Annotated in this window: 29 protein-coding genes and 1 pseudogene; 1 reads left to right on the top strand and 29 read right to left on the bottom strand. The window is 41.1% G+C overall.

Annotation, left to right across the window (positions count from 1 at the left end):
- Positions 1-15 precede the first annotated feature (15 nt).
- The 10 genes and pseudogenes from HT732_RS02835 to budA all read right to left on the bottom strand — a co-directional run bounded on the left by HT732_RS02835 (position 16) and on the right by budA (position 9,351).
- A complete protein-coding gene (locus tag HT732_RS02835) occupies positions 16-501 on the bottom strand; it encodes an LURP-one-related/scramblase family protein (RefSeq protein WP_173253879.1) in 486 nt (161 codons plus the stop codon).
- Between the two features lie 296 nt (positions 502-797).
- A pseudogene (locus tag HT732_RS10535) lies at positions 798-1,271 on the bottom strand (PASTA domain-containing protein); the annotation flags it as partial.
- A 515-nt stretch (positions 1,272-1,786) separates the two neighbouring features.
- Positions 1,787-2,692, bottom strand: coding sequence for a GIY-YIG nuclease family protein (locus HT732_RS02825; RefSeq protein WP_173253877.1), 906 nt, complete (start codon positions 2,690-2,692; stop codon positions 1,787-1,789).
- 205 nt (positions 2,693-2,897) lie between these two features.
- Complete coding sequence (locus HT732_RS02820) at positions 2,898-3,968, bottom strand: ABC transporter substrate-binding protein (protein ID WP_173253876.1); 1,071 nt, start codon at positions 3,966-3,968, stop codon at positions 2,898-2,900.
- Positions 3,965-4,738 carry an ABC transporter permease gene (locus HT732_RS02815; RefSeq protein ID WP_173253875.1) on the bottom strand — a complete coding sequence of 258 codons (774 nt, stop codon included), beginning with the start codon at positions 4,736-4,738 and terminating at the stop codon, positions 3,965-3,967. Before HT732_RS02815 ends, HT732_RS02820 begins: the two co-directional genes overlap by 4 nt.
- Complete coding sequence (locus HT732_RS02810; protein ID WP_000753801.1) at positions 4,735-5,541, bottom strand: ABC transporter permease; 807 nt, start codon at positions 5,539-5,541, stop codon at positions 4,735-4,737. The genes HT732_RS02815 and HT732_RS02810 overlap by 4 nt, the downstream gene beginning before the upstream one ends.
- Positions 5,522-6,679 (bottom strand): ABC transporter ATP-binding protein, encoded by a 1,158-nt coding sequence (locus HT732_RS02805; protein ID WP_000742895.1) that lies wholly within the window; start codon positions 6,677-6,679, stop codon positions 5,522-5,524. The genes HT732_RS02810 and HT732_RS02805 overlap by 20 nt, the downstream gene beginning before the upstream one ends.
- A gap of 159 nt (positions 6,680-6,838) precedes the next feature.
- Positions 6,839-7,744 carry a UDP-N-acetylmuramate dehydrogenase gene (gene murB, locus HT732_RS02800; protein ID WP_173253874.1) on the bottom strand — a complete coding sequence of 302 codons (906 nt, stop codon included), beginning with the start codon at positions 7,742-7,744 and terminating at the stop codon, positions 6,839-6,841.
- 113 nt (positions 7,745-7,857) lie between these two features.
- The gene (locus HT732_RS02795) at positions 7,858-8,610 is read right to left on the bottom strand and encodes a YhfC family glutamic-type intramembrane protease (protein ID WP_173253873.1); all 753 of its coding nucleotides are present in this window, start codon (positions 8,608-8,610) and stop codon (positions 7,858-7,860) included.
- A 9-nt stretch (positions 8,611-8,619) separates the two neighbouring features.
- On the bottom strand, positions 8,620-9,351 hold the full coding sequence (gene budA / locus HT732_RS02790) for an acetolactate decarboxylase (RefSeq protein WP_000360314.1): 732 nt from the start codon (positions 9,349-9,351) through the stop codon (positions 8,620-8,622).
- Between the two features lie 342 nt (positions 9,352-9,693).
- On the opposite strand from budA, the gene HT732_RS02785 reads away from it, so the two are divergent.
- Entirely contained in the window at positions 9,694-10,965 is a 1,272-nt protein-coding gene (locus HT732_RS02785; RefSeq protein WP_173253872.1) for a PLP-dependent aminotransferase family protein, read from the top strand.
- A gap of 173 nt (positions 10,966-11,138) precedes the next feature.
- Here the strand turns inward: HT732_RS02785 and HT732_RS02780 are convergent, their stop codons facing one another.
- The 19 genes from HT732_RS02780 to HT732_RS02690 form a co-directional block, all read right to left on the bottom strand.
- Positions 11,139-11,954, bottom strand: a complete 816-nt coding sequence (locus HT732_RS02780; protein WP_173253871.1) for an ABC transporter substrate-binding protein — start codon at positions 11,952-11,954, stop codon at positions 11,139-11,141.
- 157 nt (positions 11,955-12,111) lie between these two features.
- Positions 12,112-12,765, bottom strand: a complete 654-nt coding sequence (gene phoU / locus HT732_RS02775) for a phosphate signaling complex protein PhoU (protein WP_000946458.1) — start codon at positions 12,763-12,765, stop codon at positions 12,112-12,114.
- A gap of 11 nt (positions 12,766-12,776) precedes the next feature.
- Positions 12,777-13,535: a phosphate ABC transporter ATP-binding protein PstB gene (gene pstB, locus HT732_RS02770; RefSeq protein WP_000133484.1), complete on the bottom strand. Its 759-nt coding sequence runs from the start codon at positions 13,533-13,535 to the stop codon at positions 12,777-12,779.
- Between the two features lie 12 nt (positions 13,536-13,547).
- Positions 13,548-14,351 carry a phosphate ABC transporter ATP-binding protein PstB gene (gene pstB, locus HT732_RS02765; protein WP_000049848.1) on the bottom strand — a complete coding sequence of 268 codons (804 nt, stop codon included), beginning with the start codon at positions 14,349-14,351 and terminating at the stop codon, positions 13,548-13,550.
- A gap of 10 nt (positions 14,352-14,361) precedes the next feature.
- Entirely contained in the window at positions 14,362-15,246 is an 885-nt protein-coding gene (gene pstA / locus HT732_RS02760) for a phosphate ABC transporter permease PstA (protein WP_000543046.1), read from the bottom strand.
- Positions 15,236-16,153: a phosphate ABC transporter permease subunit PstC gene (gene pstC, locus HT732_RS02755; protein ID WP_049495124.1), complete on the bottom strand. Its 918-nt coding sequence runs from the start codon at positions 16,151-16,153 to the stop codon at positions 15,236-15,238. The genes pstA and pstC overlap by 11 nt, the downstream gene beginning before the upstream one ends.
- Positions 16,153-17,031: a phosphate ABC transporter substrate-binding protein PstS gene (locus HT732_RS02750; RefSeq protein WP_173228987.1), complete on the bottom strand. Its 879-nt coding sequence runs from the start codon at positions 17,029-17,031 to the stop codon at positions 16,153-16,155. Before HT732_RS02750 ends, pstC begins: the two co-directional genes overlap by 1 nt.
- 371 nt (positions 17,032-17,402) lie before the next feature.
- Entirely contained in the window at positions 17,403-18,707 is a 1,305-nt protein-coding gene (locus HT732_RS02745) for an RsmF rRNA methyltransferase first C-terminal domain-containing protein (RefSeq protein WP_173253870.1), read from the bottom strand.
- Positions 18,708-19,481 carry an inositol monophosphatase family protein gene (locus tag HT732_RS02740; protein WP_173253869.1) on the bottom strand — a complete coding sequence of 258 codons (774 nt, stop codon included), beginning with the start codon at positions 19,479-19,481 and terminating at the stop codon, positions 18,708-18,710.
- Positions 19,471-19,749, bottom strand: coding sequence for a UPF0223 family protein (locus tag HT732_RS02735; protein WP_023936063.1), 279 nt, complete (start codon positions 19,747-19,749; stop codon positions 19,471-19,473). The genes HT732_RS02740 and HT732_RS02735 overlap by 11 nt, the downstream gene beginning before the upstream one ends.
- On the bottom strand, positions 19,749-20,150 hold the full coding sequence (locus tag HT732_RS02730; RefSeq protein ID WP_000631259.1) for a Spx/MgsR family RNA polymerase-binding regulatory protein: 402 nt from the start codon (positions 20,148-20,150) through the stop codon (positions 19,749-19,751). Before HT732_RS02730 ends, HT732_RS02735 begins: the two co-directional genes overlap by 1 nt.
- A gap of 317 nt (positions 20,151-20,467) precedes the next feature.
- Positions 20,468-21,085 carry a TIGR01906 family membrane protein gene (locus tag HT732_RS02725; RefSeq protein ID WP_173253868.1) on the bottom strand — a complete coding sequence of 206 codons (618 nt, stop codon included), beginning with the start codon at positions 21,083-21,085 and terminating at the stop codon, positions 20,468-20,470.
- Positions 21,075-21,848 (bottom strand): TIGR01457 family HAD-type hydrolase, encoded by a 774-nt coding sequence (locus HT732_RS02720; RefSeq protein ID WP_173253867.1) that lies wholly within the window; start codon positions 21,846-21,848, stop codon positions 21,075-21,077. The genes HT732_RS02725 and HT732_RS02720 overlap by 11 nt, the downstream gene beginning before the upstream one ends.
- A gap of 8 nt (positions 21,849-21,856) precedes the next feature.
- Positions 21,857-22,594, bottom strand: a complete 738-nt coding sequence (locus HT732_RS02715) for an acyl-[acyl-carrier-protein] thioesterase (protein WP_173253866.1) — start codon at positions 22,592-22,594, stop codon at positions 21,857-21,859.
- 4 nt (positions 22,595-22,598) lie between these two features.
- The gene (gene hemW, locus HT732_RS02710; protein ID WP_173253865.1) at positions 22,599-23,729 is read right to left on the bottom strand and encodes a radical SAM family heme chaperone HemW; all 1,131 of its coding nucleotides are present in this window, start codon (positions 23,727-23,729) and stop codon (positions 22,599-22,601) included.
- Between the two features lie 175 nt (positions 23,730-23,904).
- Positions 23,905-24,477, bottom strand: coding sequence for a Rib/alpha-like domain-containing protein (locus HT732_RS10465; RefSeq protein ID WP_345890503.1), 573 nt, complete (start codon positions 24,475-24,477; stop codon positions 23,905-23,907).
- A 179-nt stretch (positions 24,478-24,656) separates the two neighbouring features.
- Complete coding sequence (locus HT732_RS02700; protein ID WP_173253864.1) at positions 24,657-25,304, bottom strand: HNH endonuclease family protein; 648 nt, start codon at positions 25,302-25,304, stop codon at positions 24,657-24,659.
- A gap of 72 nt (positions 25,305-25,376) precedes the next feature.
- On the bottom strand, positions 25,377-25,553 hold the full coding sequence (locus HT732_RS02695; RefSeq protein ID WP_173253863.1) for a hypothetical protein: 177 nt from the start codon (positions 25,551-25,553) through the stop codon (positions 25,377-25,379).
- Between the two features lie 125 nt (positions 25,554-25,678).
- A partial coding sequence (locus HT732_RS02690; RefSeq protein ID WP_173253862.1) for an LPXTG cell wall anchor domain-containing protein occupies positions 25,679-26,317 on the bottom strand: 639 nt, incomplete at its 5' end.

The following is a 26,317-nucleotide window of genomic DNA, read 5'->3' as shown; positions in this document are numbered from 1 at the left end:
TCCTTATTTACTTGTTTAATGTGATTGGCTTTCCAGCATTTCCACATAGTCAATCGCTACACAGAGGGAAATGACTAGGTCTGCATAAGCGTCCTCCAGAACCGTTACGGTATAGGTAGAGGTCAGATGGAAAAGTTCCTTCTTAATTTCTGCAATCAGCTGATCGCGATCATCCAGCAATTTGAAATTTAAATCCCAGATATTGCCCTCGATACGAAGACCTAGATTATCAAACTCATACTTATCTCGCCAGACGGTCAACTTCTTACGAATGACAAAACTCGAGCCATCCCGAAGCTGAATCTCAAAACGAGGTAGCAAGGTCAAGATTTCTTTACTGATCTGACTGACTTGTTCACCATTAGCATCATAGATGGTAAAAGTTTTGGGAATCTTAAAAAATGATCCCTCTACCTGATAGGCGATTTCTCCCCTGTCATCCTTGATAGCGAAGCGTTCGCCTCCAAGACGAAACTTTTGTTTGACAAGAAATGTTTTCATCAACACCTCCAAAAAATCAAAAGACAAGCTCATATCACGAAGGGCGAAAAACCGCGGTACCACCTTCATTCAATGAACTTGTCATTCTCTTGTTCTTATGCAATTGTTAAATTGAGTAGCATGACTTCCTAGCTTAGATGGCTCGCAGCACCGCCATTTCTCTGGACTAAGACAACTGAAAATCAATTCTCAACTTTCTTATTATAACGTTTTTTTAAGTCTGCGTCAACTGGAAATGATTCTAACCAAATAGCATGTGTTAGCCATAAGTTAACTTTCTGCATTAACCTCTTAATTTATCTATATCTACTTCGTGATGTTTGAGAATTTTTGGGCTTATAAATTGAAATTTTAATTCTTGTATTTTCCAAACGAACCTCTTCCCCTGCCTTAGGTCTTTGATCAACCACTGTTCCTTCAGCAGTACCCTCAGGAGCACTGGCTACTTCCACTATTTCAATATTAGCTTCTTTTATACCAACAATATTGATTAAATTATTTTTGGTAAACTCTAAACTAGAACCAATATAACTTGGTATTGTAGCACTAGTTCGTTTTTTTGCAACAGTCAAAATAATACCTGATGAATCATTCAAATCATATAAAGTTCCCTCTGACAAACTCTGACGTAAAATTGTACCGGGAGAATATTCATCACTTTCTTCTTCCTCAACTTTTATATGATTCTCAGTAATTTTTCTACTCTTCAATTCTGATATAGCATCAGATTTACTTAAACCAATAAGGTTTCCAATATATACTTTTGTAGCCTGTGGTCTAGAAGAGGCAGAACTTGTTGATGAAGTTTGTTTATCTTTAGATTTATTTCCACCAAGAGAAGCTTGCTTTGTAGAACTTGTGGAGGTGGAAGATACAACACTAGAACTACTATTTAAAATAGCAGTTTTATCTTCATTATTTTTTTTGCTAGGAGTAAATAGGATGTACAATGCACCTACTACAAACAATAAAAAAACAAGAATAAAAGGAATAAAATACATCATTCTTCGTCTTTTTTCATTTTGTCTATTAATTTCTTTAACTTCTTCTAGATTGGCTATTTCTTGACTCAACATCTCTTCAAGTAGAACTAACTGTTGTTCATCTGTAGCTTGTGCCATCTGTAATTTAATTTGATAAATTCTGTTTTCGTAGAAACGTTCTTCCTCCCTCTCACCTTGACGTTCTAATATGATATTTTGTTCTTTTAGTTCTGAAATCTCTAAATCTTTAAATAATCTACCTGAATTACCTGTTGCAAATTTCTTCGCCATTTTCTTCCCTCCTAATTTGCATTATAACCATGTTCTTTAGATTTTAATACTTTTTTCCAATATCGTTCACGTTGAAGTGCCTTTTGTTTTCCAACTTCATTCTTTGGAAAAATCTCTAATAAACTATATTGAAAATACTTTTTAATATAACTTATTCCATATTTTTCGACTATCTCACACAATCTTTTATTCGGATAACGATTTTCTTCCATTTCGGATTTATCATAGCCTTCACTTAAGTATGTAGACCATCTTCCGTAAACTCCATTATCTCCATAAGCAGAACCGACATAGAGCTTTCCTGTCTTAGCATCAGTAATGACATAGACACCATAAACAACTGAAAGATATTGTCTCCAAGAACTGTTTGCCCAATTTTTCTTTAATTCTTGATAAGAAAATGAAATATTTTCATAACCTGGAAAATGAGACGTTTGATTAAAATAAGAAATACTGTTTACAGATTCTACTACAACTGATTCAATTATTTTAGGATTAACATAAAACCATGATTGACCTGTATTAGTATGATTAACCAAAACTTTTTCTATAAACTTATCATACTCTTCTAATCGTTCAGCTAAAGCGAACTTAACATGATGGTTCCCATAGGTCACTTGCTTTATCTGACTATTCGTTTCTTTTATAAGATAGGCACCAACAAAGAGCCATTTATGATACTCCACTTCTATAAATTGAAACTGAATTTCGTTTCTACGATTTCGACTTTTTTTATCTGAACCATTACTTAAAATCCATGGTAAAAAATCTTCAGATCCACTGATATAATCATCAACAAAACTATAATCATCCCAATTCTTGTTAAATCGTAACTTAATACGATACCCTTTATACTCCGATTGTGACAATAACTCATTAAATCTGAAAATATCCTTCAAATATATCTTTTCATTCATATTGTATTTCTCTTTTATTTATATGGAAAATTTTGCATAATCTCTCTCTTATATCATTATACAGAAGGTCTTAATAACGGTCAAGGGCTTAAATATTTTTTCAAAGGTTTATTGAGAATTGAATTTTTCAATTTCATACTGACACTTCCATCTGATTCAAAAAAAACGAACCAGCTTGACTGATTCGTTTCGTGACTACTAACTCCTACTTCCGATACATTTTAAACTGTAGGAAGAGGTCGCTATATTTCCCTGTCCATTTATGGTCAAATTTCTCATAAACTTCTAGGTGTTTCATGGTTTCAGCATCTGGATAGAAGGCCTTGTCTTCTTTTTTCTCCTCTGGGAGTAGTTCCTTAGCTGGTAGGTTTGGTGTTGAATAGCCGACATACTCCGCATTTTTAAGAGCATTTTCGGGTTTCAACATAAAGTTGATAAAGGCATAGGCTGCGTCTTGGTTTTTGACTGTTTTGGGAATGACCATATTGTCAAACCAAAGGTTGCTGGCTTCAGTCGGAACCACATAACGTAGATTTTCATTTTTTTCTAGCATTTGGCTAGCTTCCCCAGAGAAGGTCACACCGATTGCAGCGTTATTCTGAATCATGTATCCCTTCATTTCGTCTGCCACAATAGCCTTGATATTTGGAGTCAGTTTGTAGAGTTTGTCTACTGTCTCTTCTAACTGCTGGGTATCCTTGGAGTTGAGGCTGTAGCCAAGAGAGTTGAGCCCCAGTCCTAATACCTCACGCGCCCCATCAAAGAGCATGATAGAGTTCTTATACTCTGGCTTCCAGAGGTCGTCCCAATGCTCAGGCGCTTGATCGACCATGGTTTCATTGTAGACAATTCCCAAGGTTCCCCAGAAGTAAGGGATGGAGAATTTATTACCTGGGTCAAAGGACTGGTTAAGGAACTCTGGTCCGATATTTTCAAGACCTTCAAGTTTTGAATAATCAAGCGGAACCAAGAGGTCTTCGTCCTTCATCTTATTGATCATGTATTCACTTGGAATGGCAATATCGTAGGTCGTTCCTCCCTGCTTGATTTTGGTATACATGGCTTCGTTGGAGTCAAAGGTTTCATACTGGACTTGGATTCCTGTTTCTTCAGTGAATTGCTCCAAGAGTTCTGGATCGATATAGTCTCCCCAGTTGTAGATAACCAATTTTTGACTATCTCGGCTATTGATTTTACTATCTAAATGCGTCGCAATTCCCCACAAGACCAGGATAATGGCTACAATTCCTGCTAAAAATGAATAGAGTTTTTTCATGCTTGCTCCTCCTTCTCACGTGAGATAAAGTAATATCCAACAACTAGGATAATACTAAAGAGAAAGACAAGGGCAGACAGGGCATTGATTTCTAGCGAAATCCCCTTGCGAGCACGAGAGTAAATCTCGACTGACAGGGTTGAAAAGCCATTTCCCGTTACGAAGAAGGTCACGGCAAAATCATCTAGAGAATAGGTGAAAGCCATGAAATAACCTGCAATGATAGACGGAGTCAGATAAGGAAGCATGATTTCCTTGAACATCTGAAATTGACTAGCACCAAGGTCATAGGCCGCATGAATCATGTCACCGTTCATTTCCTTGAGACGAGGCAAAACCATCAAGACCACGATAGGAATGGAGAAGGCCACATGACTAGATAGAACAGTCAAAAAGCCAAGTGAAAACTTGAGTTGGGTAAAGAGAATCAAGAAGCTGGCACCAATCATAACATCAGGCGCAACCATGAGGATATTATTGAGTGAAAGAAAGGCTTCTTGGTATTTCTTACGAGACTGGTAGATGTAAATGGCACCAAAAGTCCCGATAACAGTCGCAATCAAGGCTGATAGGAAGGCCAAGAAAAATGTCTGAGTCACAATCAACATAAGACGACCATCGCCAAACATAGTTTTAAAATGACTCAAGCTAAAGCCTGTAAAGCTGTTCATGTCGTTGCCTGCATTAAAGGCATAACCAATCAGGTAAAAGATAGGCAGGTAGAGGACAAGAAAGACCAGTCCCAGATAAAGGTTGGCAAATTTTTTCATCGTTCTCTCCTTTCCTTGGTCACCCACATGGTGATGAACATGGTCAAGATGAGAATTACACCGATGGTTGAACCCATACCGTAGTTGTCATTGGTCAGGAAGTTCTGCTCAATGGCTGTACCTAGTGTGATAACTCGGTTTCCACCAATCAAACGGGTCAGCATGAAGAGACTCAAGCTGGGGATAAAGACAGACTGGACCCCACTTCTCACTCCGTTCATAGATAGAGGGAAAATGACATGACGGAAGGTTTCCCACTTGGTCGCACCAAGGTCGTAGCTGGCATTGATGAGATTGTTATCCATATCGTCCAAGACATTGAAAATCGGCAAAATCATAAAGGGAAGCTCGATGTAGCTTGCGACAAAGATAAAGGAGAAATCGGTAAAGAGCAACTGTTGTGAGCCGATTCCGATAAATTCCAAGAATTGGTTAATAGAGCCATTCTGACCAAAAATTCCGATAAAGGCATAGGCTTTAAGGAGCAAATTGATCCAGGTTGGCAGAATAATCAGCATGAGCCAGAGTTGACGGTGCTTGAGACGGGTCAAAAAGAGGGCTGTTGGATAGCTGATAAGGAGGGTCACAAAGGTCACAATTCCTGCATAGAGTACAGAGTTGAAACTCATTTTGAGATAAGTCAAGTTTTGTGACGCAAAGTATGACTTATAATTTTCTAAACTGAACTGGCCTTCAATGTTGAAAAAGGATTGACCGAAAATCAAGACCAAGGGTGCCAACACAAAGAGGGCAATCCAAAGCATGTAGGGCACTACAAAGAGTTTAGAGCTTGTTTTCTTCATCTCTTTCCTCCTCGATCGCGTTAATCAGACCTGCTTCTTGCTCTTCGATTTCCACGTACTCCTCGATACGAGCATCGAACTCTTCTTCAGTTTCGTTGAGACGCATGATGTGAATATCTTCTGGTTCAAAGTCCAGACCGATTTCCTCACCCACGATGGCCTTACGAGTTGAGTGGATCATCCATTCATTTCCAAGTTCGTCATAGGCGATAATTTCATAGTGCACCCCACGGAAGAGCTGGGTATCCACCTTAACTTGGAGCTTGCCTTCTTCAGGAAGGGTAATCCGCAAGTCCTCTGGACGAATGACAACCTCAACAGGTTCATTTGGCTTCATCCCCCCATCAACCGCTTCAAAGCGTTTGCCGTTAAACTCAACCAAGTAGTCCTCAATCATGGTTCCTGGCAAGATATTTGACTCACCGATAAAGGTGGCAACAAAGTGATTGATCGGCTCATCGTAGATATCCACAGGTGTTCCAGACTGGACAATCTCGCCATCATTCATAACGAAAATCCAGTCACTCATAGCCAGGGCTTCTTCCTGATCGTGAGTGACAAAGACAAAGGTAATGCCCAATCGTTGTTGCAGTTCACGCAGTTCGTACTGCATATCTGTTCTTAATTTCAAGTCCAGCGCTGACAGAGGCTCGTCCAGCAAAACCACACGGGGTTGGTTGATGATGGCACGGGCAATAGCCACACGCTGACGTTGTCCTCCAGAGAGTTTACGGATGGAACGTTTTTCGTAACCTTCCAACTGAACCATCTTGAGAACTTCCGCTACGCGTTTCTCGATTTCTTTCTTGTCAATTTTACGCAAGCGGAGCGGAAAGGCAACATTTTCAAACACATTCATATGTGGAAACAAGGCATAGGATTGGAAGACTGTATGGACGTCTCGCTTGTTGGTTGGAATGTCATTGATACGGACACCATCCAGCAAAATATCTCCTGTCGTCGCATCCAGTAAACCTGCAATGATGTTAAGGATAGTTGATTTCCCTGAACCAGATGCGCCTAGAAGGGTGTAGAATTTCCCTTCTTCCAACTCAAAGTTGATGTCTTTGAGAACCTTAGTGTTGCTGTCTTCAAAAACTTTAGAGACGTTTTTGAATTCAATAATTGGTTTTTTCAATTGTCATTTATTCCTTCTTTTTCATAGATTAACAGATCAGGGCTCTGTCAGGCCACTACTACCTCGTGTAGGAGATTGAACTGCCTACATTCTTCTGCACTAACGATAGGCTTTCACCCCCTTTCCATGACATAGCAGCAGCTTTTCAACTACAGCTTCCTACTTGCTTTCACCTAAAATACGGACTTCTCTCTCAAGAGTAACGCCAGAGTGTTCCTTGACTTTTTCGATAACAGACTCAATCAAGTCTTCGTAGTCTTTGGCCGTTCCGTCAGCAACATTGATCATAAATCCTGCGTGCTTTTCAGACACTTCTACGCCACCGATACGATAGCCTTTCAAGCCAGCTTCTGAAATTAACTGACCTGCAAAATGCCCGACTGGACGCTTAAAGACCGAACCACAAGATGGATATTCCAAAGGTTGCTTGAGTTCACGCAGGTGCGTCAAGCGGCCCATTTCCTGCTTGATAACCTGATGGGTTCCTGGGGCTAGGGCAAATTTAGCTGACAAGACAACTGCACCAGACTCCTGAATAGCTGAATGGCGGTACCCAAAAGCCAAATCTTTGGCAGACAGGGTCTCGATTTCTCCATCCTTAGTCAAGACCTTACAAGACTGCAAGATGTGAGCAATCTCGCCACCATAGGCACCCGCATTCATAAAGACAGCACCACCGACACTTCCAGGAATGCCACAAGCAAACTCAAAGCCAGTCAAACTATGACGGAGGGCAATGCGAGTTGTTTCAATCAAGTTAGCACCAGCTTCAGCTTCGATAGTATAGCCATCAACGGAAACGTTATTGAGCTTGTCACACAAGATGACAAATCCACGAATCCCACCGTCACGAACAATGATGTTGCTAGCATTCCCAAGAACCATCCAAGGGATATTTTCTTGATTGGCAAATTTAACAATGCGCGCCAACTCAAAACGATTTCGTGGAAAGACCAAATAATCGGCCTCTCCACCTACTTTTGTATAACTATAGCTATGCAAGGGTTCCTTGAAACGGATATCAATCCCTTCTAAGATTTCAAGCATTTTTTCTCTTACAGACATGTCACTCTTCCTTTTACAAAATTCATTCCATTATACCATTTTTAGAGACATTTGACGACCATAAAAAGACCTTGTTTGGATTTTGCATAAGAAAAAGAGGTTTCCCCCTCTTCTTATGATTTTTTGCAAAAGATTGCCTTTGTTCCATAGGCAACCAGAACGAGCTCTAATGCTAGGACAACTTCCACCAAGACTGGATTGGTCAGCCAGCCAACTTGGACTAGAGATGGTGCTAAGTCAAAGAAGGCATGTAGGCCATAGGCTGCTAGGAGATAAATCCATTTCTTCTGGCGAACAGCTTGGTAAACCCAAACAGTCAAGAGTAATTGGAAACCTAGCGCCAAGATTCGCTCAAAACCAAGTAAATAAATCTGCCAGACTGATAGCGACTGAATAGTTTTCAACATATTTTCAGACAGCAATTGCATAACCTGTGGATTCTGAGTTTGAACTGCTGAGAGAACGATGTAGAGATTAATCAAACTAGCAAGGCCTAGGAAAATCAATTCCAAGCCACCATGCCCCAGTCCATAGGCCAAGGCATCTGCCTTTTCCAAACTTCTCTTTTTCTCCAACCATTTGAAGAAAACAAGACGAGCAGTTTCCTCAAAAAATGCTGCCATGGCTAGGCCATAGATGATATAAACAAGCGGTTGTTCTTGCAAGAGGGCAATACTACCGTCTTTTTGAGGATGCAAAACTAAGATATGCACCAGTTTTTCCAAAATCTGTGAAGAGACAAAGAAGGCAACAGCCCCCAAGCCCAAGACAGCTAGATTAATCTGGTATTTCTTTTTGGCATACCAAATGCTCCCTATCAAGAAAGCCAGCAACAGCACCATGGTAATGATAATATGAATGGTCATTTTCTTCTCCTATTCCGCCTTTTCAATATCTTTTTTCATCTCGTCAACATTGAACTTAGCAAACAAGTATTGACGGTCTTGGACTGGGAAACGTTGATCCAATTGGTCAACAGCTCCCACCTCGATAATGCCTTCCTTGATGACAAAGTCCATGACATGACCACCGAAGGTCAAATCATCTGAGATGAAGTGCAGATGGTAGCCTGCCACACTAACCCCATGGAAAATCTCTGGCGTCCAGAAACCAACAATGGTTCCTGCTACATTGTCACGACTATATTCAGGTTGGTGGGTTGCGACCTCAGCAAACTTGGTATCTGGTGTCGACTTAGGAATCATGCGCACATGCATATGCGAAAATTCCCCACGAATCTTGATCGAGCGGAAAAGATTTTCCCCATCATAATAAGACTCGATTCGTTCTTCCAATTCCTTGTCCGTCATCTCAAAGCGCTGGCGGAAAATAACCTCTGCCTGATGTGGTACTACTGCTGCATAAGGAATAAGGGCATCTGGTGATACTTCTACAATTTCTGGTTGTTCTCCTGAGCCTTTGGCCTGATAGGCCTTGCCATCTAAGACAATCAATTCTCCATCAATAGAATCCAAGGTTCCCAAACCAAGGTCACCATGTTCTAGCAATTCTCCTACTGTCATAGTACCACCATAAAGGCCAGCCATCAAGGCTCCAAGGGTATTGTATTGAAATAATTTCACTGGTTCCTGCACGTTCTTATCCATTCACTTTCTTATCTGTTATACTCAATGAAAATCAAAAAGCAAACTAGGAAGCGAGCCGCAGGTTGCTCAAAGCACTGCTTTGAGGTTGTAGATAGATAAGACTGACGAAGTCAGCTCAAAACACTGTTTTGAGGTTGTGGATAGAACTGACGAAGTCAGTAACCATATCTACGGCAAGGCGAAGCTGACGTGGTTTGAAGAGATTTTCGAAGAGTATTATTCTATAAATCTTACTCCTAAGTATACCACATTTGCCCCTAGATGTGAACGAGAGAAACACCCTAGACATTGCCAAGAAGGAAAAAAAAGGGTACAATGTAACAAAATCAAGGGAGGTCTGGAATGAAGAGACAAAGCAAGTACCAAGAGGTCGTTTCCTATCTGAAAAACGGTATCGAGTCTGGACGCTTTCCAACGGGAAGTCGCCTGCCTTCTATCCGTCAACTGAGCCTTGACTTTCACTGCAGCAAGGACACTATTCAACGCGCCCTGCTGGAATTACGGCACGAACAATACCTATATGCCAAGCCCCAGAGTGGTTACTATGTCCTAGAACAAGGGCAACACCAGGATCTAGAAATCGAAGTCACTGACGAACATGCCAGTGCCTATGACGATTTCCGACTCTGTGTCAATGAAACCTTAATTGGCCGGGAAAACTACCTCTTCAACTACTATGACAACCAAGAAGGTTTAGAAGACTTAAGACAATCCATTCATAAACTCCTCTTTGATCAAGCTCTCTATTGCAAAGCTGACCAACTGGTACTGACTTCTGGAACCCAACAAGCCCTTTTTATTCTCTCTCAAATTTCCTTCCCTAGCCAAGCCAAGGAAATCTTGGTGGAACAACCGACCTACCATCGGATGAATCGCCTCTTGATTGCTCAGGGTCTGGACTATCAAACGATTGAACGAGGCATTGATGGAATTGACTTGGAGGAACTGGAAAGCCACTTCAAAACAGGAAAAATTAAGTTTTTCTATACCATTCCTCGTTTTCACTATCCTCTGGGGCATTCCTATTCAGAGCAGGACAAACGGGCTATTCTTGACTTAGCTGCCAAGTATGGTGTCTATATCGTCGAAGACGATTATCTGGGGGATTTGGACTCCAAGAAGGGCCAGACCTTCCACTATCTAGATACAGAGGAGCGGGTCATTTACATCAAGTCCTTCTCAACCAGCCTCTTTCCAGCCCTGCGAATTACGGCACTCATCCTTCCAAATGCTATCAAAGAAGCCTTTGTGGCCTACAAAAATATCCTAGACTACGACAGCAACCTCATCATGCAAAAGGCCCTGTCACTCTATATTGACAGTCAATTATTTGAGAAAAACCGGCTAGCTCGCTTGTCCAATCAGGAAGACTACCAAAAACAAATCGAGGAAAGACTAGCTAACACTCCTTGTCCCCTTCCTCATTATCCCCTACACGATGGTTTATTACTTGATCTCATACAGTACCCTAAAATTGCCAGTCTCAAGCACAGCCAACTGGGCTTGGATTTCTTTGAAGAGGCTTACTTGGGTGCCTGCCCTTATCAATTTGCCAAGGTGTCCTTAGATAATCTTGAAAATGTTTTAGACTATTTAAAAGCAGAATTGGACTGACTTCCAACTCTGCTTTTTTCTTATACTCTTCGAAAATCTCTTCAAACCACGTCAGCGTCGACTTACCGTAGATATATGTAACTGACTTCGTCAGTCTTATCTACAACCTCAAAGCAGGGCTTTGAGCAACCTGCGGCTAGCTTCCTAGTTTGCTCTTTGATTTTCATTGAGTATTATTCTTCAACTTCTGTTAGGCTTGCTGCTTTTTCAAGATATTTTTGGTAGGTGCCGTCATCCTTGAGTTTTTGGATGACCTTGTCCACCACTTCTTTCAAATCTGCACTATTTTTTCTAAGGGCAACTGCATTAGCTTCGCCATCCTTCATTTTCAAGCTGACAGTTGCGACAGCTAGGTCTGCATTTTTAGCAGCATAGCTAAGCGCAACAGGCTCATCCATGTGAACAGCATCTACTTTTCCAGCCTGCAATTCATTAACTGCTTCACCCATATTGGTTAGGGAAGTTAATTGAGCTTTTGGCAATTGTTCCTTGACCATTGATTCTGGAACAGTCCCTTTTTGGGCTGCAATATTAGCACTTTCAAGGCTAGTTAAATCCTTGTATTTTTCTACATCAGCCTTACGAACCAAGAAACTAATCTTGTTTTCATAGTAGGGGATTGAAAAATCAAAGACTTCTTTTCTCTCGTCAGTAGCGCTAATTCCCGCAACTGCTAGGTCAGCCTTACCTGTTTGAAGACTGGTCAAAACATTGTCAAAACTCATGCTTGAGATTTCCAATTTCACCCCAAGTTCATCAGCAATAGCTTGAGCCATATCAATGTCCGCACCGACAACCTGATTTTTTCCGTCAACCAATGATTGGAACTCAAAGGGTGCATAGTCAGGACTGGTCGCCACAACTAATTTCCCCTTTTGCTTAATGGCCTCAACAGCTGACTGAGAACCATTCGAACCCGACTGGCAAGCTACCAAGAAGAAACTTGCAAGAAAACTACATAAAACAAATATCCATTTTTTTGATTTCATAAATAAACAACCTCTCTGTTAATTTTGTATAATTATAACGCTATCCAAGTTACTTGTCAAGTGTTTTTTGAATTTTTATCTTAAAAATATTTTTTTCATTCAAGAAAAGGAGCTATCAGTTGATTTACAGCTCCTTTTTATACAGAATGAACCTATTTTATAGTTCGACAATCTTACCTGTTTCAAAGTAAACAACCCATTCACAGATATTCTTGGCATAGTCTCCAATGCGTTCCAAGAAGGCAATCACTTGGAAGTAATCACGACCTGTAACAATGGCATCAGGATTTTTCTTGATTTCTTCTGTAGCCAAGTCACGAATGCTATCAAAATAATGGTTGATTTTTTCATCCATGGCTGCTACTTCATATGCCTGATCCACTGAACCATTCAGATAGAGTTCAAGGGCTGCTTCGACGAAGTTCTTGACATCGCGACCCATTCTCTTGATTTCTTCTTCAACAGCTGGGATACGTTGCTCCCCCTTCATACGAATTGCTGCTTTTGCAATGGAAACGGCATGGTCACCCATACGTTCCAAGTCAGATACGGCTTTTAAGACTGTTAGAACTGTACGCAAATCTTGAGAAACGGGTTGTTGAAGGGCAATCATTTCAAATGATTTTTTCTCCAATTTCACTTCGTATTCATTTACTTCTGCATCGTCTTCGATGACTTCTTTGGCCAAATCACGGTCGTGCGTAACAAAGGCACGTACCGTACGATTGATTTGGGATAGCACTTCTTGTCCCATAGCGTAGAACTGGTTGTGCAATTTCTCCAAATCTTCTTCAAATTGAGAACGTAACATCATTTATCTCCTTATCCAAATTTTCCTGAAATATAATCTTCTGTTTCCTTGTGTTGTGGGTTGAGGAACATCTTCTTGGTATCGTTAAACTCAATCAAATCTCCATCTAGGAAAAATCCTGTCTTGTCAGAGATACGAGAGGCTTGTTGCATAGAACGCGTAACCAAAAGCATGGTGTATTTATCTTTTAGGCCATACAAGGTTTCCTCAATCTTACCAGCCGAGATAGGGTCCAAGGCTGAAGTCGGTTCATCCAAAAGAATGATTTTAGGACTGGTTGCCAAGACACGAGCAACACAAACACGTTGCTGTTGTCCACCTGAAAGCCCGATAGCTGAATCATGCAGGCGATCCTTGACCTCATCCCAGATAGAGGCTCGTTGCAAGGCTTTTTCTACCGCTTCATCCAGAACCTGCTTATCCTTAACTCCATTGATACGAAGCCCGTAAACAACATTTTCGTAGATAGACATAGGGAAAGGGTTTGGTTGTTGGAAAACCATACCGATTTCCTTCCGCAATTCAACTGTATCTGTACGCGGACTGTAGATGTTGTGGCCGTTGTAAACCACCGAACCAGTTGTGGTTACCTCTGGATTGAGGTCCCCCATGCGGTTGATAGCCTTGAGGAGGGTTGATTTCCCTGATCCAGATGGACCAATCAAGGCTGTAATTTCCTTAGGTTGGAAAGATAGGGAAACACTATTCAAGGCCTTTTTTTGATTGTAGTAAACGGACAGGTCTGACACCTGTAAAATCGCTTCTGTCATACTGTTTCCTTTCTATCCAAAGTGTCCTGTTACATAGTCATTGGTTGACTGTAATTTGGCATTTTGGAAAATATTAGAGGTCTTATCGTACTCAATCAAGTCACCCAAGTAGAAAAATCCTGTGTAGTCACTAGCACGCGCAGCCTGCTGCATACTGTGGGTCACGATGATAATGGTAAAATCCTTCTTCAACTCCAGCATGGTTTCTTCAAGTTGAGCAGTCGCAATCGGATCCAAGGCTGACGCTGGCTCATCCATCAAGAGGATATCTGGTTTAACAGAAATAGCACGAGCGATACAGAGACGTTGCTGCTGACCACCTGAAAGGGTCAAGGCTGACTTGTGCAAATCGTCTTTGACCTGGTCCCAAAGGGCAGCCTGACGAAGAGAGGTTTCTACAATTTCATCCAAGACTTGCTTGTCCTTAACCCCTGCACGTTCATGGGCAAAAGTAATATTGCGGTAGATAGACTTGGCAAAGGGATTTGGGCGTTGGAAGACCATTCCAATGTGCTTACGCATCTCATAGACGTTGATTTCTGGACGGTTGACATCAATCCCTTGGTAGAGGATTTGACCTGTGACCTTGGCAATATCAATAGTATCATTCATACGGTTGAGACTGCGGAGGTAGGTTGATTTCCCTGAACCAGAAGGGCCAATTAAGGCTGTAATTTTATTTTTTTCAAATTGCATATCGATGCCCTTGATAGATTCATTTTTACCGTAGTAAACATGTAAATCCTTAGTAGAGAGGGCCACTTTCTCTTCAGGAAAGGTGATGATATGCTTTTCATCCCAATTATATTTTGACATGGCTTCTCCTTTAGGCAGCGGTTAATTTCTTATGTAGGTAGCTTCCGAGTTTGCGAGCTCCAAAGTTAAAGATGAGGATAAAGATGAGGAGCACGGCCGCAGAACCTGCTGATACGATAGTTCCATCAGGAATAGTACCTTCACTATTGACTTTCCAGATGTGGACAGCCAAGGTTTCTGCTTGACGAAAGATAGAGATTGGGCTGGTCACACTGAGAATATTCCAGTTAGACCAGTCAAGGGCTGGAGCGGATTGTCCTGCAGTATAGATCAAAGCAGCCGCCTCACCAAAGATTCGACCAGAGGCCAAGACAACACCAGTCACAATACCTGGTAGGGCTTCTGGAATGACAACATGGACAACTGTCTCCCAACGAGAAATTCCAAGGGCCAAGCCGGCCTCACGTTGCGTATGGTGAACGTGTTTCAAGCTGTCTTCAACATTACGAGTCATCTGAGGCAAGTTAAAGACTGTCAAGGCCAAGGCACCTGAAATGATTGAAAATCCATACTCAAACTGAACTACAAAGATCAAGTAACCAAAGAGACCTACAACCACTGATGGCAGTGAAGACAAGATTTCAATACAGGTTCTGACAAAATTGGTCACAGGACCTTTCTTGGCATATTCAGCTAGGAAAATCCCAGCCCCCATAGACAAGGGCACAGAAATAATCAAGGTAATAACCAGAAGGAAGAAGGAATTATAGAGCTGAATTCCAATCCCTCCACCTGCTTGGTAAGAAGAGGATTTGCCAGTCAAGAAAGACCAAGAGATGTGAGGCAAACCACGAACCAAGATATAAAGAATCAAGGATGCCAGGATGGCAACGATAATTCCTGCAATTGAGTAGAGGACAGCTGTTGCAATTTTATCTAATTTCTTAGCGTGCATAGTTTTTCTTTCCTCTTTCTTTCGTAATCAATTTAATCACACTGTTGAAGGCCAAACTCATCAAAAGCAAGACTAAGGCCAGTGACCAGAGAACGTTATTATCAACTGTACCCATGACGGTATTTCCGATACCCATCGTCAACACAGAAGTCAAGGTCGCAGCAGGTGTTGTTAGTGAAGTTGGGACTACGGCTGAGTTTCCAACCACCATCTGAATGGCCAAGGCCTCACCAAAGGCACGCGCCATTCCAAATACCACTGCTGTAAAAATCCCTGAACGCGCCGCCTTCAAGGTCACGCGCCAGATAGTTTGCCAACGAGTTGCCCCCATAGCCAAACTAGCTTCGCGGTAATGACGAGGCACCGCACGCAAACTGTCCGTTGTCATAAAGGTTACCGTCGGTAAAATCATGACAAAGAGAACGAAAATCCCTGACAAAATCCCAAAACCAGTTCCGCCAAAGACGCTACGGACAAAGGGAACAACGACCTGCAAACCGATAAATCCATACACGACTGAAGGAATCCCAACTAGCAATTCAATGGCTGGTTGCAAGATTTTTGCCCCCTTTGGTGATACTTCTGTCATAAAGACTGCCGCACCGATGGCAAAAGGAGTTGCGATAAGGGCTGATAGGATTGTGACAATAAAGGAACCCAAAATCATAGGAAGGGCACCAAATTGTTTACCTGAAGGATTCCAAGTTTGGCCAAATAGGAAATCAAAGATATTAACCCCGTTTACAAAGAAGGTCGACAAACCTTTTTGGGCTACGAAAATCAAAATCATGGCCACAATGATGACAATCAAAGACAGACAGGCAAAGGTCAAGCCTTTTCCAAGTTTCTCTAAACGAGAGTTCTTTGAGGGAGAAAGTAATTTTTTAGCTAATTCTTCTTGATTCATTAGTGACTCCCTTCTAGTGCTGTCACCGTTCCTACAGCATCTTTTTCAACCTTCATTTCCTTAACAGAAATGTAACCCATCCCCTTAACGATTCCACTTTGCGCTTCATCTGAGAGGACAAAGTTAAGGAATTCTGCCACCAATTCATTTGGTTGACCTAGGGTATACATGTGTTCGTAAGACCACAAAGGCCAGTTATTGGTCGTAACATTTTCTGAAATCGGCTCATAGCCATTCAACTTCATGCGTTTCACCGAGTCATCCACATAGGCAAAAGCTAGGTAAGAAATGGCTCCTGGTGTTTGGGAAACAATGTTTTTGACCATCCCGTTTGAATCCTGTTCTTGACTCTGCATAGCAGATTGGCCATCCATAACAACACTATCAAAGGTTGCACGCGAACCAGAACTTGCCGCGCGGTTGATAATGGAAATGGCTAGGTCTTTCCCACCGACTTCTTTCCAGTTGGTCACTTGACCTGTGAAGATGCTACGGAGTTGTTCAGTTGTCAGATTTTCAACGTCAACTTCCTTATTTACAATCACTGCCAAGCCCGCTACAGCAACCTTGTGGTCTACTAGAGCGGATGCGTTGATACCGTCTTTTTCCTCGGCAAATACGTCTGAATTTCCTACATCAACGGCTCCAGATTGAACCTGAGACAGACCTGTACCAGATCCTCCACCTTGGACGTTGACTGTTTTTCCAACGTGCAGAGAGCCAAATTCATCTGCTGCTGCCTCGACCAAGGGCTGAAGAGCCGTTGAGCCAACAGCTGTCATGGATTCTCCACGATCAATCCAGCTAGCACATCCCGCCAAAGAACCTGCCAGCAAAAGAGCCGCAAGGGATAGAGCGAGTTTTTTCCTTTTTTTCACTGTTTTTCTCCTTGAAAATAATGGTGAATGCTGTGAATTTTTTCAACTATTTATTTATGTTTTTCTTTTGATAATTGGGAGCCAACTAAAGTTTTTATACTCAATGAAAATCAAAGAGCAAACTAGGAAACTAGCTGCAGGTTGCTCAAAGCACCGCTTTGAGGTTGTAGATAAGACTGACGAAGTCAGTCACATATATACGGCAAGGCGACGTTGACGCGGTTTGAATTTGATTTTCGAAGAGTATTAGCTTGGTTTTACTAGAAATTTGCTCAGTTGCCTTGCCACCAATTTTGACTTAAAATGAAAGACAATTTGAAAAAAATCCATACTTCCACTATAACATAGACAAGCTACTTTGACTAGCATTTTCACTTGAATCTGAGGCCTTTTGGAAAATAATTTTTCAAAACATTTCCAGTCACCTTAGCAAAGCCCAAACCATTTCCTTGAACTAAAACTTGGTACCAACCATTTGGCAGACTGTCCGCCAGCTGAACGGTTTCTCCAGCCACATACTTGACAAACGCTTCTTGGTCAATTTCAACCGACTGCTTGACCTGACTCGGTTTCAAGGCTAGACCAAGAGCGAAACTAGGCTCAAAGCGTTTCTTCTTAAAGGTACCCAGATGCAGGCCATTCCGAGCAATCTTGAGCTTCCCTAAATCTGGCAAGAGTTCTGGCAAGAGATAGAGTTGGTCACCAAAAGTCTGCAAGATCCCCCTTAGATTGATCTTCAAGTGGTTTTGAGCAAATTCCTGCCACAAGGCAACTTGTTCACGGCTGAGATTACTCTTACTTGCCTTACATTTAGGTGCTAGATTTTCCCCTTTAAATTGTAAATGAGCGACAAACTGACCCTCTCCCTTAAAATGATGAGGGTACATCCGAGCCGTTTCTGGCAAGTCAATACCAGCTACCATTCCATTGATATGCTCTACTGGCAACAAGTCAAAATCATACTCTTCCAGCAACCACTTGACAATCTCTTCGTTTTCCTCGGGTGCCCAGGTACAGGTTGAATAAACCAAGCGACCACCTTCAGCTAGCATGGTTACTGCATCTTCCAGAATTTCTTTTTGCAAGTTAGCGCATTGACTCGGATAATCAAGGCTCCAATAGTCCATAGCATCTGGTTGCTTACGGAACATCCCTTCACCAGAGCACGGGGCATCAAGGACAATGAGGTCAAAATAGCCTTTAAAAACCTTGGCCAAGCGGTCAGCAGATTCATTGGTCACCACGACATTTGTCGTTCCAAAGCGCTCCATGTTTTCTACTAAAATCTTAGCCCGTTTGCTTGAAATTTCATTGGAAATAAGGAGACCCTCCCCTACTAGATAGGCTGCCAGCTGAGTTGATTTTCCACCAGGTGCAGCAGCCAAATCCAAGACTTTCATACCAGGACTGGGCTGGGCTACCTGAGCAACCATCTGAGCAGCAGGTTCTTGCGAATAAACTAAACCAGTAGCATGCTCAGGCGATTTCCCTGAAACCTTCCCATAATGTCCCCAAGGAGTTTGAGGAATGGCATCAGGAAAGGAAACTGGCGCTTCTTTTAAAGGATTGACCCGAAAGGCCGAAACCGCTTCCTCCTCAAAAGAGGCAAGAAAATCTCTTGCCTCATCTCCTAGTATCTTTTCATATTTTTCAACAAATCCTTCTGGAAATTGCATTTAAGTTCTTTTCCTTTCGTAAATATAGGACTGAATTTCCTCCAGCATCTCAAGAGGCACCATCATGACCGGCTGTCTGGTTTGAAAATCAGGAGTTTCACCAGAAAGAGTCACAACCTCATAGCCCAGACTTTCCCCTAAAATACTAGCCGCAGCATAATCCCATGGTTGCAGATAAGTAACATAGGTCAACAAACGCCCTGACAAAATCTTGGCAAAACTAATGGCCGCACTCCCATAGACACGAACACCGAGGACCGCTCGACTCAAATCAGCCAGCCCCCATTCGTTGGTTTCCAGCATGCCACTATTGCCTGCAATGAGAAAATCTCCAAGTGGTTTTGGTTTAAAGGGAGCTAGGGGCCTATCATTTAGACAAACGGGAAAGGCTCCACCACCGTGATAACAATCCCCTTTGACCACATCATAAATCAAACCAAACTGTCCCTGACCATTTTCAAAATAAGCCACCATAACAGCAAAATCTTCCTGCTGGGCTACAAAGTTATTGGTACCATCAATGGGATCAATGACCCAAACCTTGCCCTCTTGAACCGAAGCTCTCAGACAACCTTCTTCAGCACAAATCTTATCATCAGGATAACGGGACAAAATCTCACCCACCAATAGTTCCTGAACTTCCTTGTCCAGTCTGGTCACCAAGTCTGTTGGAGAGGACTTGGTCTCAACACGCAAGTCTTCCTGCATATGGTCAAGGATGTACTGACCCGCTCTCTTGACAAGCTCTTTGGCAAATTCAAATTTACTTTCCAAGAGAAATCTTTCCTTCCCCTTTTTCCTTGGCAGCCTGAACTGCTCGATAAAGCGAATAGCCACTAACCGTTTCAAATTCTCGTCCCAAACGTTTTTCTTCGCTCTTGCTTGGCACGACAGCTTTGAATCTCTTATAGGAGTCCAGTAACTTTTTAGCCTCTACCTTACCTTCATAGGCAGCTTCAACATCATTAAAAAAAGAAAGCACTGAAGCAAGTTCTTCAGTGCTCCACGACAAATCTAGTGGGTAACTATACTGTTTGTTCATTAACTAATACCAGCTCTCATTCTTGCTTCTTTTAGTTCTTGCTTACGGTAACTACGAGGGAGAAAAGCACGAATCTCATCTTCATTAAACCCGATCTGCATGCGTTTGGCATCGATAATAATTGGACGACGCAAAAGACTAGGGTACTGCTCAATTAAATGAAGCAATTCCGATACCGAGATACTCTCTACATCAATATTCAATTTTTGAAAAATTTTTGAACGAGTTGAAATGATGTCATCAGTACCATTTTCGGTCAAGGAAAGGATGTGTTGCAATTCTTTTCTTGTTAAAGGACTGGTCATGATATTGTGTTCCACAAAGGGAACCTTATGTTTTTCTAACCAGGCCTTAGCCTTACGACATGATGTACAGCTCGGTGATAGAAATAGTGTAATCATGCTTTTCTCTTCTTATCTATACTTTGCTAATTCTATTATACAAAAAAATAAAGCGCTTGACTAGGGATTTTTAGAAAAAAAAGCCTATTTTTCAAGAAAAATAGACTGTTTGCGAACGATTGAGGCAATGTAGATTTAGTTAATTCACTCTTATACTCTTCGAAAATCAAATTCAAACCGCGTCAACGTTGCCTTGCCGTACTCAAGTACAGCCTGCGGCTAGTTTCCTAGTTTGCTCTTTGATTTTCATTGAGTATTAACGATAGTTTCGAATCACACACCTAATTTATACATGTAAAATAAAAACATCTTTCGTTTCACTTCCTACGACTTTTTAGATAAAGATAGCCAAAGAAGCTTTCATAGAGGGCGAAAAAGAGGAGGAAGGCATGAAGGAAGAAGGTCTCTGGCAAAATCAGTATAACAGGATCCTTGGCTGGGTCAAAAAGCCAGGTATCATCTCCCACAAAGAGAATTTGATGGAACAGAGTAAAGAATTGGTCAAAACCAATCAAAACTCCTCCAAGCCCAATCAGTAAAGGCAAAACCACTAGAGCCAAAAGCCCTTTACTAAATAGAGACAAGAAGTCTTTTTTCACAATCCCTTTGACAAAGAAATAGAAACTTGGCAGGGTAACTAGGGCAACTAGCTGAACCAAATGAAAGAGATTCTTGACCACTGCGAAATGGTGCAGACCAGCTGCTGACGAACGAAAATCTGGCATCTCTAGGACCTGACTAAATGGATTGGTCAGATAATTCATCAAGATATGAAAGTTGTACTGAATGGTTTCTGGTTTTAAATAGACCCGATCTGTTAAATTCAGCCACTGAATTTCCAGCGGATAAACAATCCAAGCCAGATAAATGGTCAAAAGGATTGAGAGGGAGAGGAGAAAAAGCATAGAGCTCCAAAAGGTCAGTTTAGTTTTCATCAAAGTTCCACTCCGCAAGGCTAGAAACCACATGAGTCGGTGCGATTGGCAGGTCTGCGACTTCTTCTGCCTTGGTAAAACCTGTCGTCACCAAGAGCGTTGGAATGCCATTGTCAATCCCTGCTCGGATATCTGTCAGATAGTTGTCCCCGACCATGATTAACTCTTCACGTTCCAAGCCTAAGTGCTCAACCGCCTTGTCCATAATGATGGCATTTGGTTTCCCGATATAAACAGGTTTCACTCGTGTTGCCACTTCAAGAAGGGTAATCAGTGAACCAGCACCTGGCAAAAGACCGCGTTCTGTCGGGATGTTAAGGTCAGGGTTGGTTCCGATAAAGTGAGCACCCTTTTGGATAGCTAGAGTTGCTATCGCAAATTTTTCATAGTCAACTTGCCAGTCCAGGCCTACTACCACATAGGCAGGATTATCCTTGTCTTCCACATAACCAGCTGACTTGATGGCTTCCTTGAGCCCTGCTTCTCCGATGACATAGACGGTCTTTTCAAGACCCAAGTCGTTCATATAGTCGATAGTCGCCAAAGTCGCTGTGTAGACAGTCGATAGGGGCGTATCGATATTAAAATTCTGAGCCAACATCTCCTGAACACTCTCTGGAGTGCGGGTTGTATTGTTGGTCACAAAGAGATAGGGGATGTCTCGCTTTTGCAATTCATGAACAAAAGCCTCTCCTGCTGGAATTCTGTCTTTCCCCTTATAAATGGTTCCGTCTAAATCAATTAAATAGCCTTTATATTTCATATTTTTCTCTAATCCTTCTTCATTTCTTGCCAAGTGATGATAGCTTGAGCATTGGTAGCACTGTCGCTTGTAATCTCATGCTTGCTTTTCAGTCCAGTCCGTTCAACAGCCGATGTAATCACCCCACCTGGTCGAACTTCCTTGACATACTTGAGATTGATTTTCTTGGGAATATATTGGGTCAAAAAGTCCGCTCCCATGACCTCAAAAATCCAGTCCAAGTATTTACTATTATTGACATGGCCATTCATATCCAAGTCGTAAAAACGAACATGGTAATCCTTGCTGACTGGCTCTTCCAAGGACTCATACTTTGGCCCGCGGATAAGCTTTTTATTAAATTCAGACTGGTAAGGAGCCACAATCTCAGGTTCAACAGCATGGACTTTTCGACTGTCTCGATCCATGAGAACAAAGGTCGCCATCATATGGATAAGCTCCTGCCCCGCTTCATCATAAATGGTAAAGCGACGGTAGCAAAAGAGTCGATTGTAGCTCAGGGCTTCCGTTTCGATAGTGATTTCTTCCGCAAAACGAGGCAAACGAACCACCTCGATATCATAGTCTGTGATAATCCAGACCAGATTATGTTCTTCTAAAATAGCCTTATCACTAACTCCCAGTTCAATCGACTGCATCCCTGAAACTTGCAGGGACAGTAAAATCACATCTGGAAGCTTGATATGACCGTTCATATCAGCCATATCAAAAGGAATTTTCATTTTCATTTGATAAGTTAAGCCCATCATCCTACTCCAAAATAAATCGTTCTGCTACGGTGTCGCCTAAAAAGAGACCTCTTTTTGTCATGCGAACTCGGTCACCCTCTATTTGCATGAGACCTTGTTGTACCAAGTCTCTGACAGTTTCTCCATAAAGTCCATCGAAAGACCGTCCAAATTTTTCTTCAAATCGCGCCATAGAGACCCCTGATTTCTTGCGGAGCCCCAAGAACATTTCTTCTTCCATTCGCTCTTTTTGACTCAGGTGCTCTTCTGTGATGCGCGCATTGCCTTCCTCAACTGCACTGATATAATGACGAATGGGACCATGGTTTTTATAGCGAATACCATTGACATAGCCAGACGCCCCAGCACCAATGCCATAGTATTCAGCATTGTCCCAGTACATGAGATTGTGGCGACTTTCAAAACTGGGTTTGGAGAAATTGGAAATCTCATAATGTTCAAAACCAGCTCGCTCCAGCGCTGCGATGATGTACTCAAACATCTCAGCTTCCAGTTCTTCCTTAGGCAGAGGTAATTTCCCTCGTCGCATACGATTCATAAAGACCGTATGATTTTCTAAAATCAAGCTATACAAACTCATATGGGGAATATCCAGCCCAATGGCCTTAGCCACATTTTCCTTGACCTGCTCCATTGTCTGACCAGGCAATGCATAAATCAAGTCGATAGAGATATTGTCAAAACCAGCCAGTTTCAGACGGTCGATATTTTCATAAATATCCTTCTCCAAATGACTGCGCCCAATCTTTTTCAGCATCTTGTCGTCAAAGGTCTGCACACCTAGTGAAACACGATTGACAGCCGAGTTTTTCAAAACGGCTATCTTATCCGCATCCAAGTCGCCCGGATTGGCTTCAATGGTCAACTCTTCCAAGGCAGACAAGTCTAAGTTTTTAGTCAATCCATCCAATAATACCTCCAGTTGCGGAGCTGACAGGGCTGTTGGTGTCCCACCACCGATGTAGAGGGTTCTCAACTTTTGAATATCATAAGAACGAAACTCTTCTAACAGATGCTCCAAATAGCTATCGACTGGCTGATTCTTGATGAAAACCTTTGAAAAGTCACAATAATAACAAATCTGGGTACAAAATGGGATATGCACATAGGCTGACGTTGGTTTTTTCTGCATAGTACTTATTATACCACAAAAGCGAACAATACTTAGAATTCCCTTTAACAAAATCCTAGCATTGTTCGCTTTCTTTATCTATACATTCTTTTTATTTTATGACTAACACGATTCCCAGAATCAATCTAGTTTGTCTTTACAATATAAAAGAATGAATGTTCATTTGACTAAATTTTTAGTCTTCTTTTTTCTTTCCAAGAGCAAGTCCGAGACCGCCTAGCATACCAAGAAGTCCTAGAGATGCAAGAGTCGCATTTGATTCTGTTCCTGTATTTGGCAATACATTTTGAGAATCATTTGATTTAGCTCCATTATCATTAGTAGTCTTAGTATCTACCTGATCCGCATTCGGAGTAACTGCATCTGGAACTGGAGTTGTTGGTGAAGATGCAGGTGTATCTTGAACAGAACCTCCATTAGTATCTGGTGTGACTGGTATTTCTACCTTAGTTCCTGGTTTGCCGTTTCCTTTGTCGTACTCTGGTGTGTAGATATCTGTGTCTTTCTCTCTAACCGTTACTTCCACTGGAACGATATCTTTTGAGCCATCTGGGTAAGTTACTTTAGCAACCGCATTTCCAACATTACCTTTTGTAGCTGTTGATGGTTTACTTACAACTGTAACGGTTCCTGGTCCATTGCCTTTTACTTTAGCAATGACTTCTGAATCTTCAATCACATGATTCGGATCAACCGTTAAACCTTCTCCTGTTGGACTATATTTATCCGCTTGTTCTTGGACTTTAATTGTGACTGTTTCAGTCGTTTCATTACCGTCCTTATCATAGACTTTAATCGTTACAGGATAATCACCTTTATTTCCTATTGGTGTTCCTGTAATTTGTCCATTCGCATATGGATTTTATAAAAGATAAGAAAAATAAAAGTTAAAATCTATAGGCAATTTAATACCAATTAACACCTATTCTATCCTTGGGAATCTATAAATTCATGTAATTTATCTTGCAATAATTTTCCTCTATCTTTTATAAAGATATCATATATAGATTTATTTATTTCCTTCTCGCGCTCACATATATCTTTTTTTGAAATATGCACTTTATCTATTTTAAATATATCATTAATTTTTAAATATTTTTCCTCACAAGTTAAACTTTTCTTCTTTTTAGCAAATGATCCATTACTAATCTTTCGATTTGTTTCTTCTGTTAACAAAGTCAGATTACCGATTCTATTTTTCAACTTAGAATTTTTTTTATTGAATTTATTAAAGTACGGATTTTGAGGAACAATATGTTCGATTTCCCATATCGAATCTTTATTAAATTTATATTTTTTTAAAAGAGTATTGATATTACTTTCGGAATCAAACAAAGAAAGACATATAAGAATGAATCTTGTAAACTTTCTATGCTTACTATAAAAATTGGAGATATTTGGAGAAACATAATATTCATAGATAGTATAATGCCTTTTCACATAATTTATAAGATAATCAGCTAATTCATCAACATTTTCCAAACTAGGATTCTCTTCTTGATTTTTTCCTTTTAAATCTGCAATTATGCCTTTATCAAACATTAAGTTTAAATAATCATCATAATTATTTTTCATACTCACAGTGCCTCCCTTTCAAAATCTCTTTTACTTTTAGTGTATCAGCTCGGAAATCTTAACTAATAAATCCTATAATCTTGTATCTAAATAAATTTCCCAACCACTATCTCTGATAATAATCATATCATCTTCAAAATCCACAACTCTTCTATCACTAAAACTTAATGGAGGATTATCTCCAAATTGCGCTCTAAGGCTTTCTTCATTATCTATATTCAAGCATATCAAAATTTCATCTTTCTGCATTATTTGAAGCGTTTACATTCACTCTAAAGAAAGACGGATAGAAAGTAGCTTTTAAACTTATTTCTATCCGTTACTTCCTCCAAGAATTAACACAATTCATTCTCAGTTCAATTTAATGACTCATCTTAATTGTTTCGTGTTTCTTCTTCATCGTCTTTCTTCTTTTTAGCAAATAGCAAACCAAATGCTCCAAGAAGAGAGAGAGCTCCTAATGCGCCTGTAGCACGATCTGCTTTCGTACCAGTATTTGGCAATACTGCTTGATTTTGAGAAGGAGCTACCTGAGCATCAACTGCTTGAGTTGGTTGTTCAGCCTGTTTGGTATCTGGCACAGTAGGTTTTTCTGTTTCAGGTTTACGTCCTGTATTATCAGTTGGTACTTCAGGTGTTGGTTGTGGTGTGTTATCTCCACCTTGTTGTTCCCCATTACCTTCTGGTTTAATTGGAGTAACTTTTCTGAAGACATGAGTTACAACATCACCTTCTTCATTAACATCTGTTCTTACAAATACGTAACCTTCAATTTCACCATGTTCAAATGCTTCATTCGCTTCACCTACTACTGCTGGAGCTTTCGCATCTGCTGGCTTCAATTCATTACCTTGTTCATCAACCCATTTAGTGATGATTAACTTAACTTTTGGTAATTCTACTGGATCTGGAAGTTCTCCATTTACTGCACCGTTGAATTCTGGGAGTGCTGGTTGAACTTCTGGTAGGCCGTTTGAACTTGAGATTTTACCTGGAATTGTGATGTCACTTGT

Origin of the sequence: Streptococcus sp. 5346, assembly GCF_013277455.1 — a bacterium.
Lineage (GTDB): Bacteria > Bacillota > Bacilli > Lactobacillales > Streptococcaceae > Streptococcus.
This window is presented reverse-complemented; position numbering and strand designations above follow the sequence as displayed.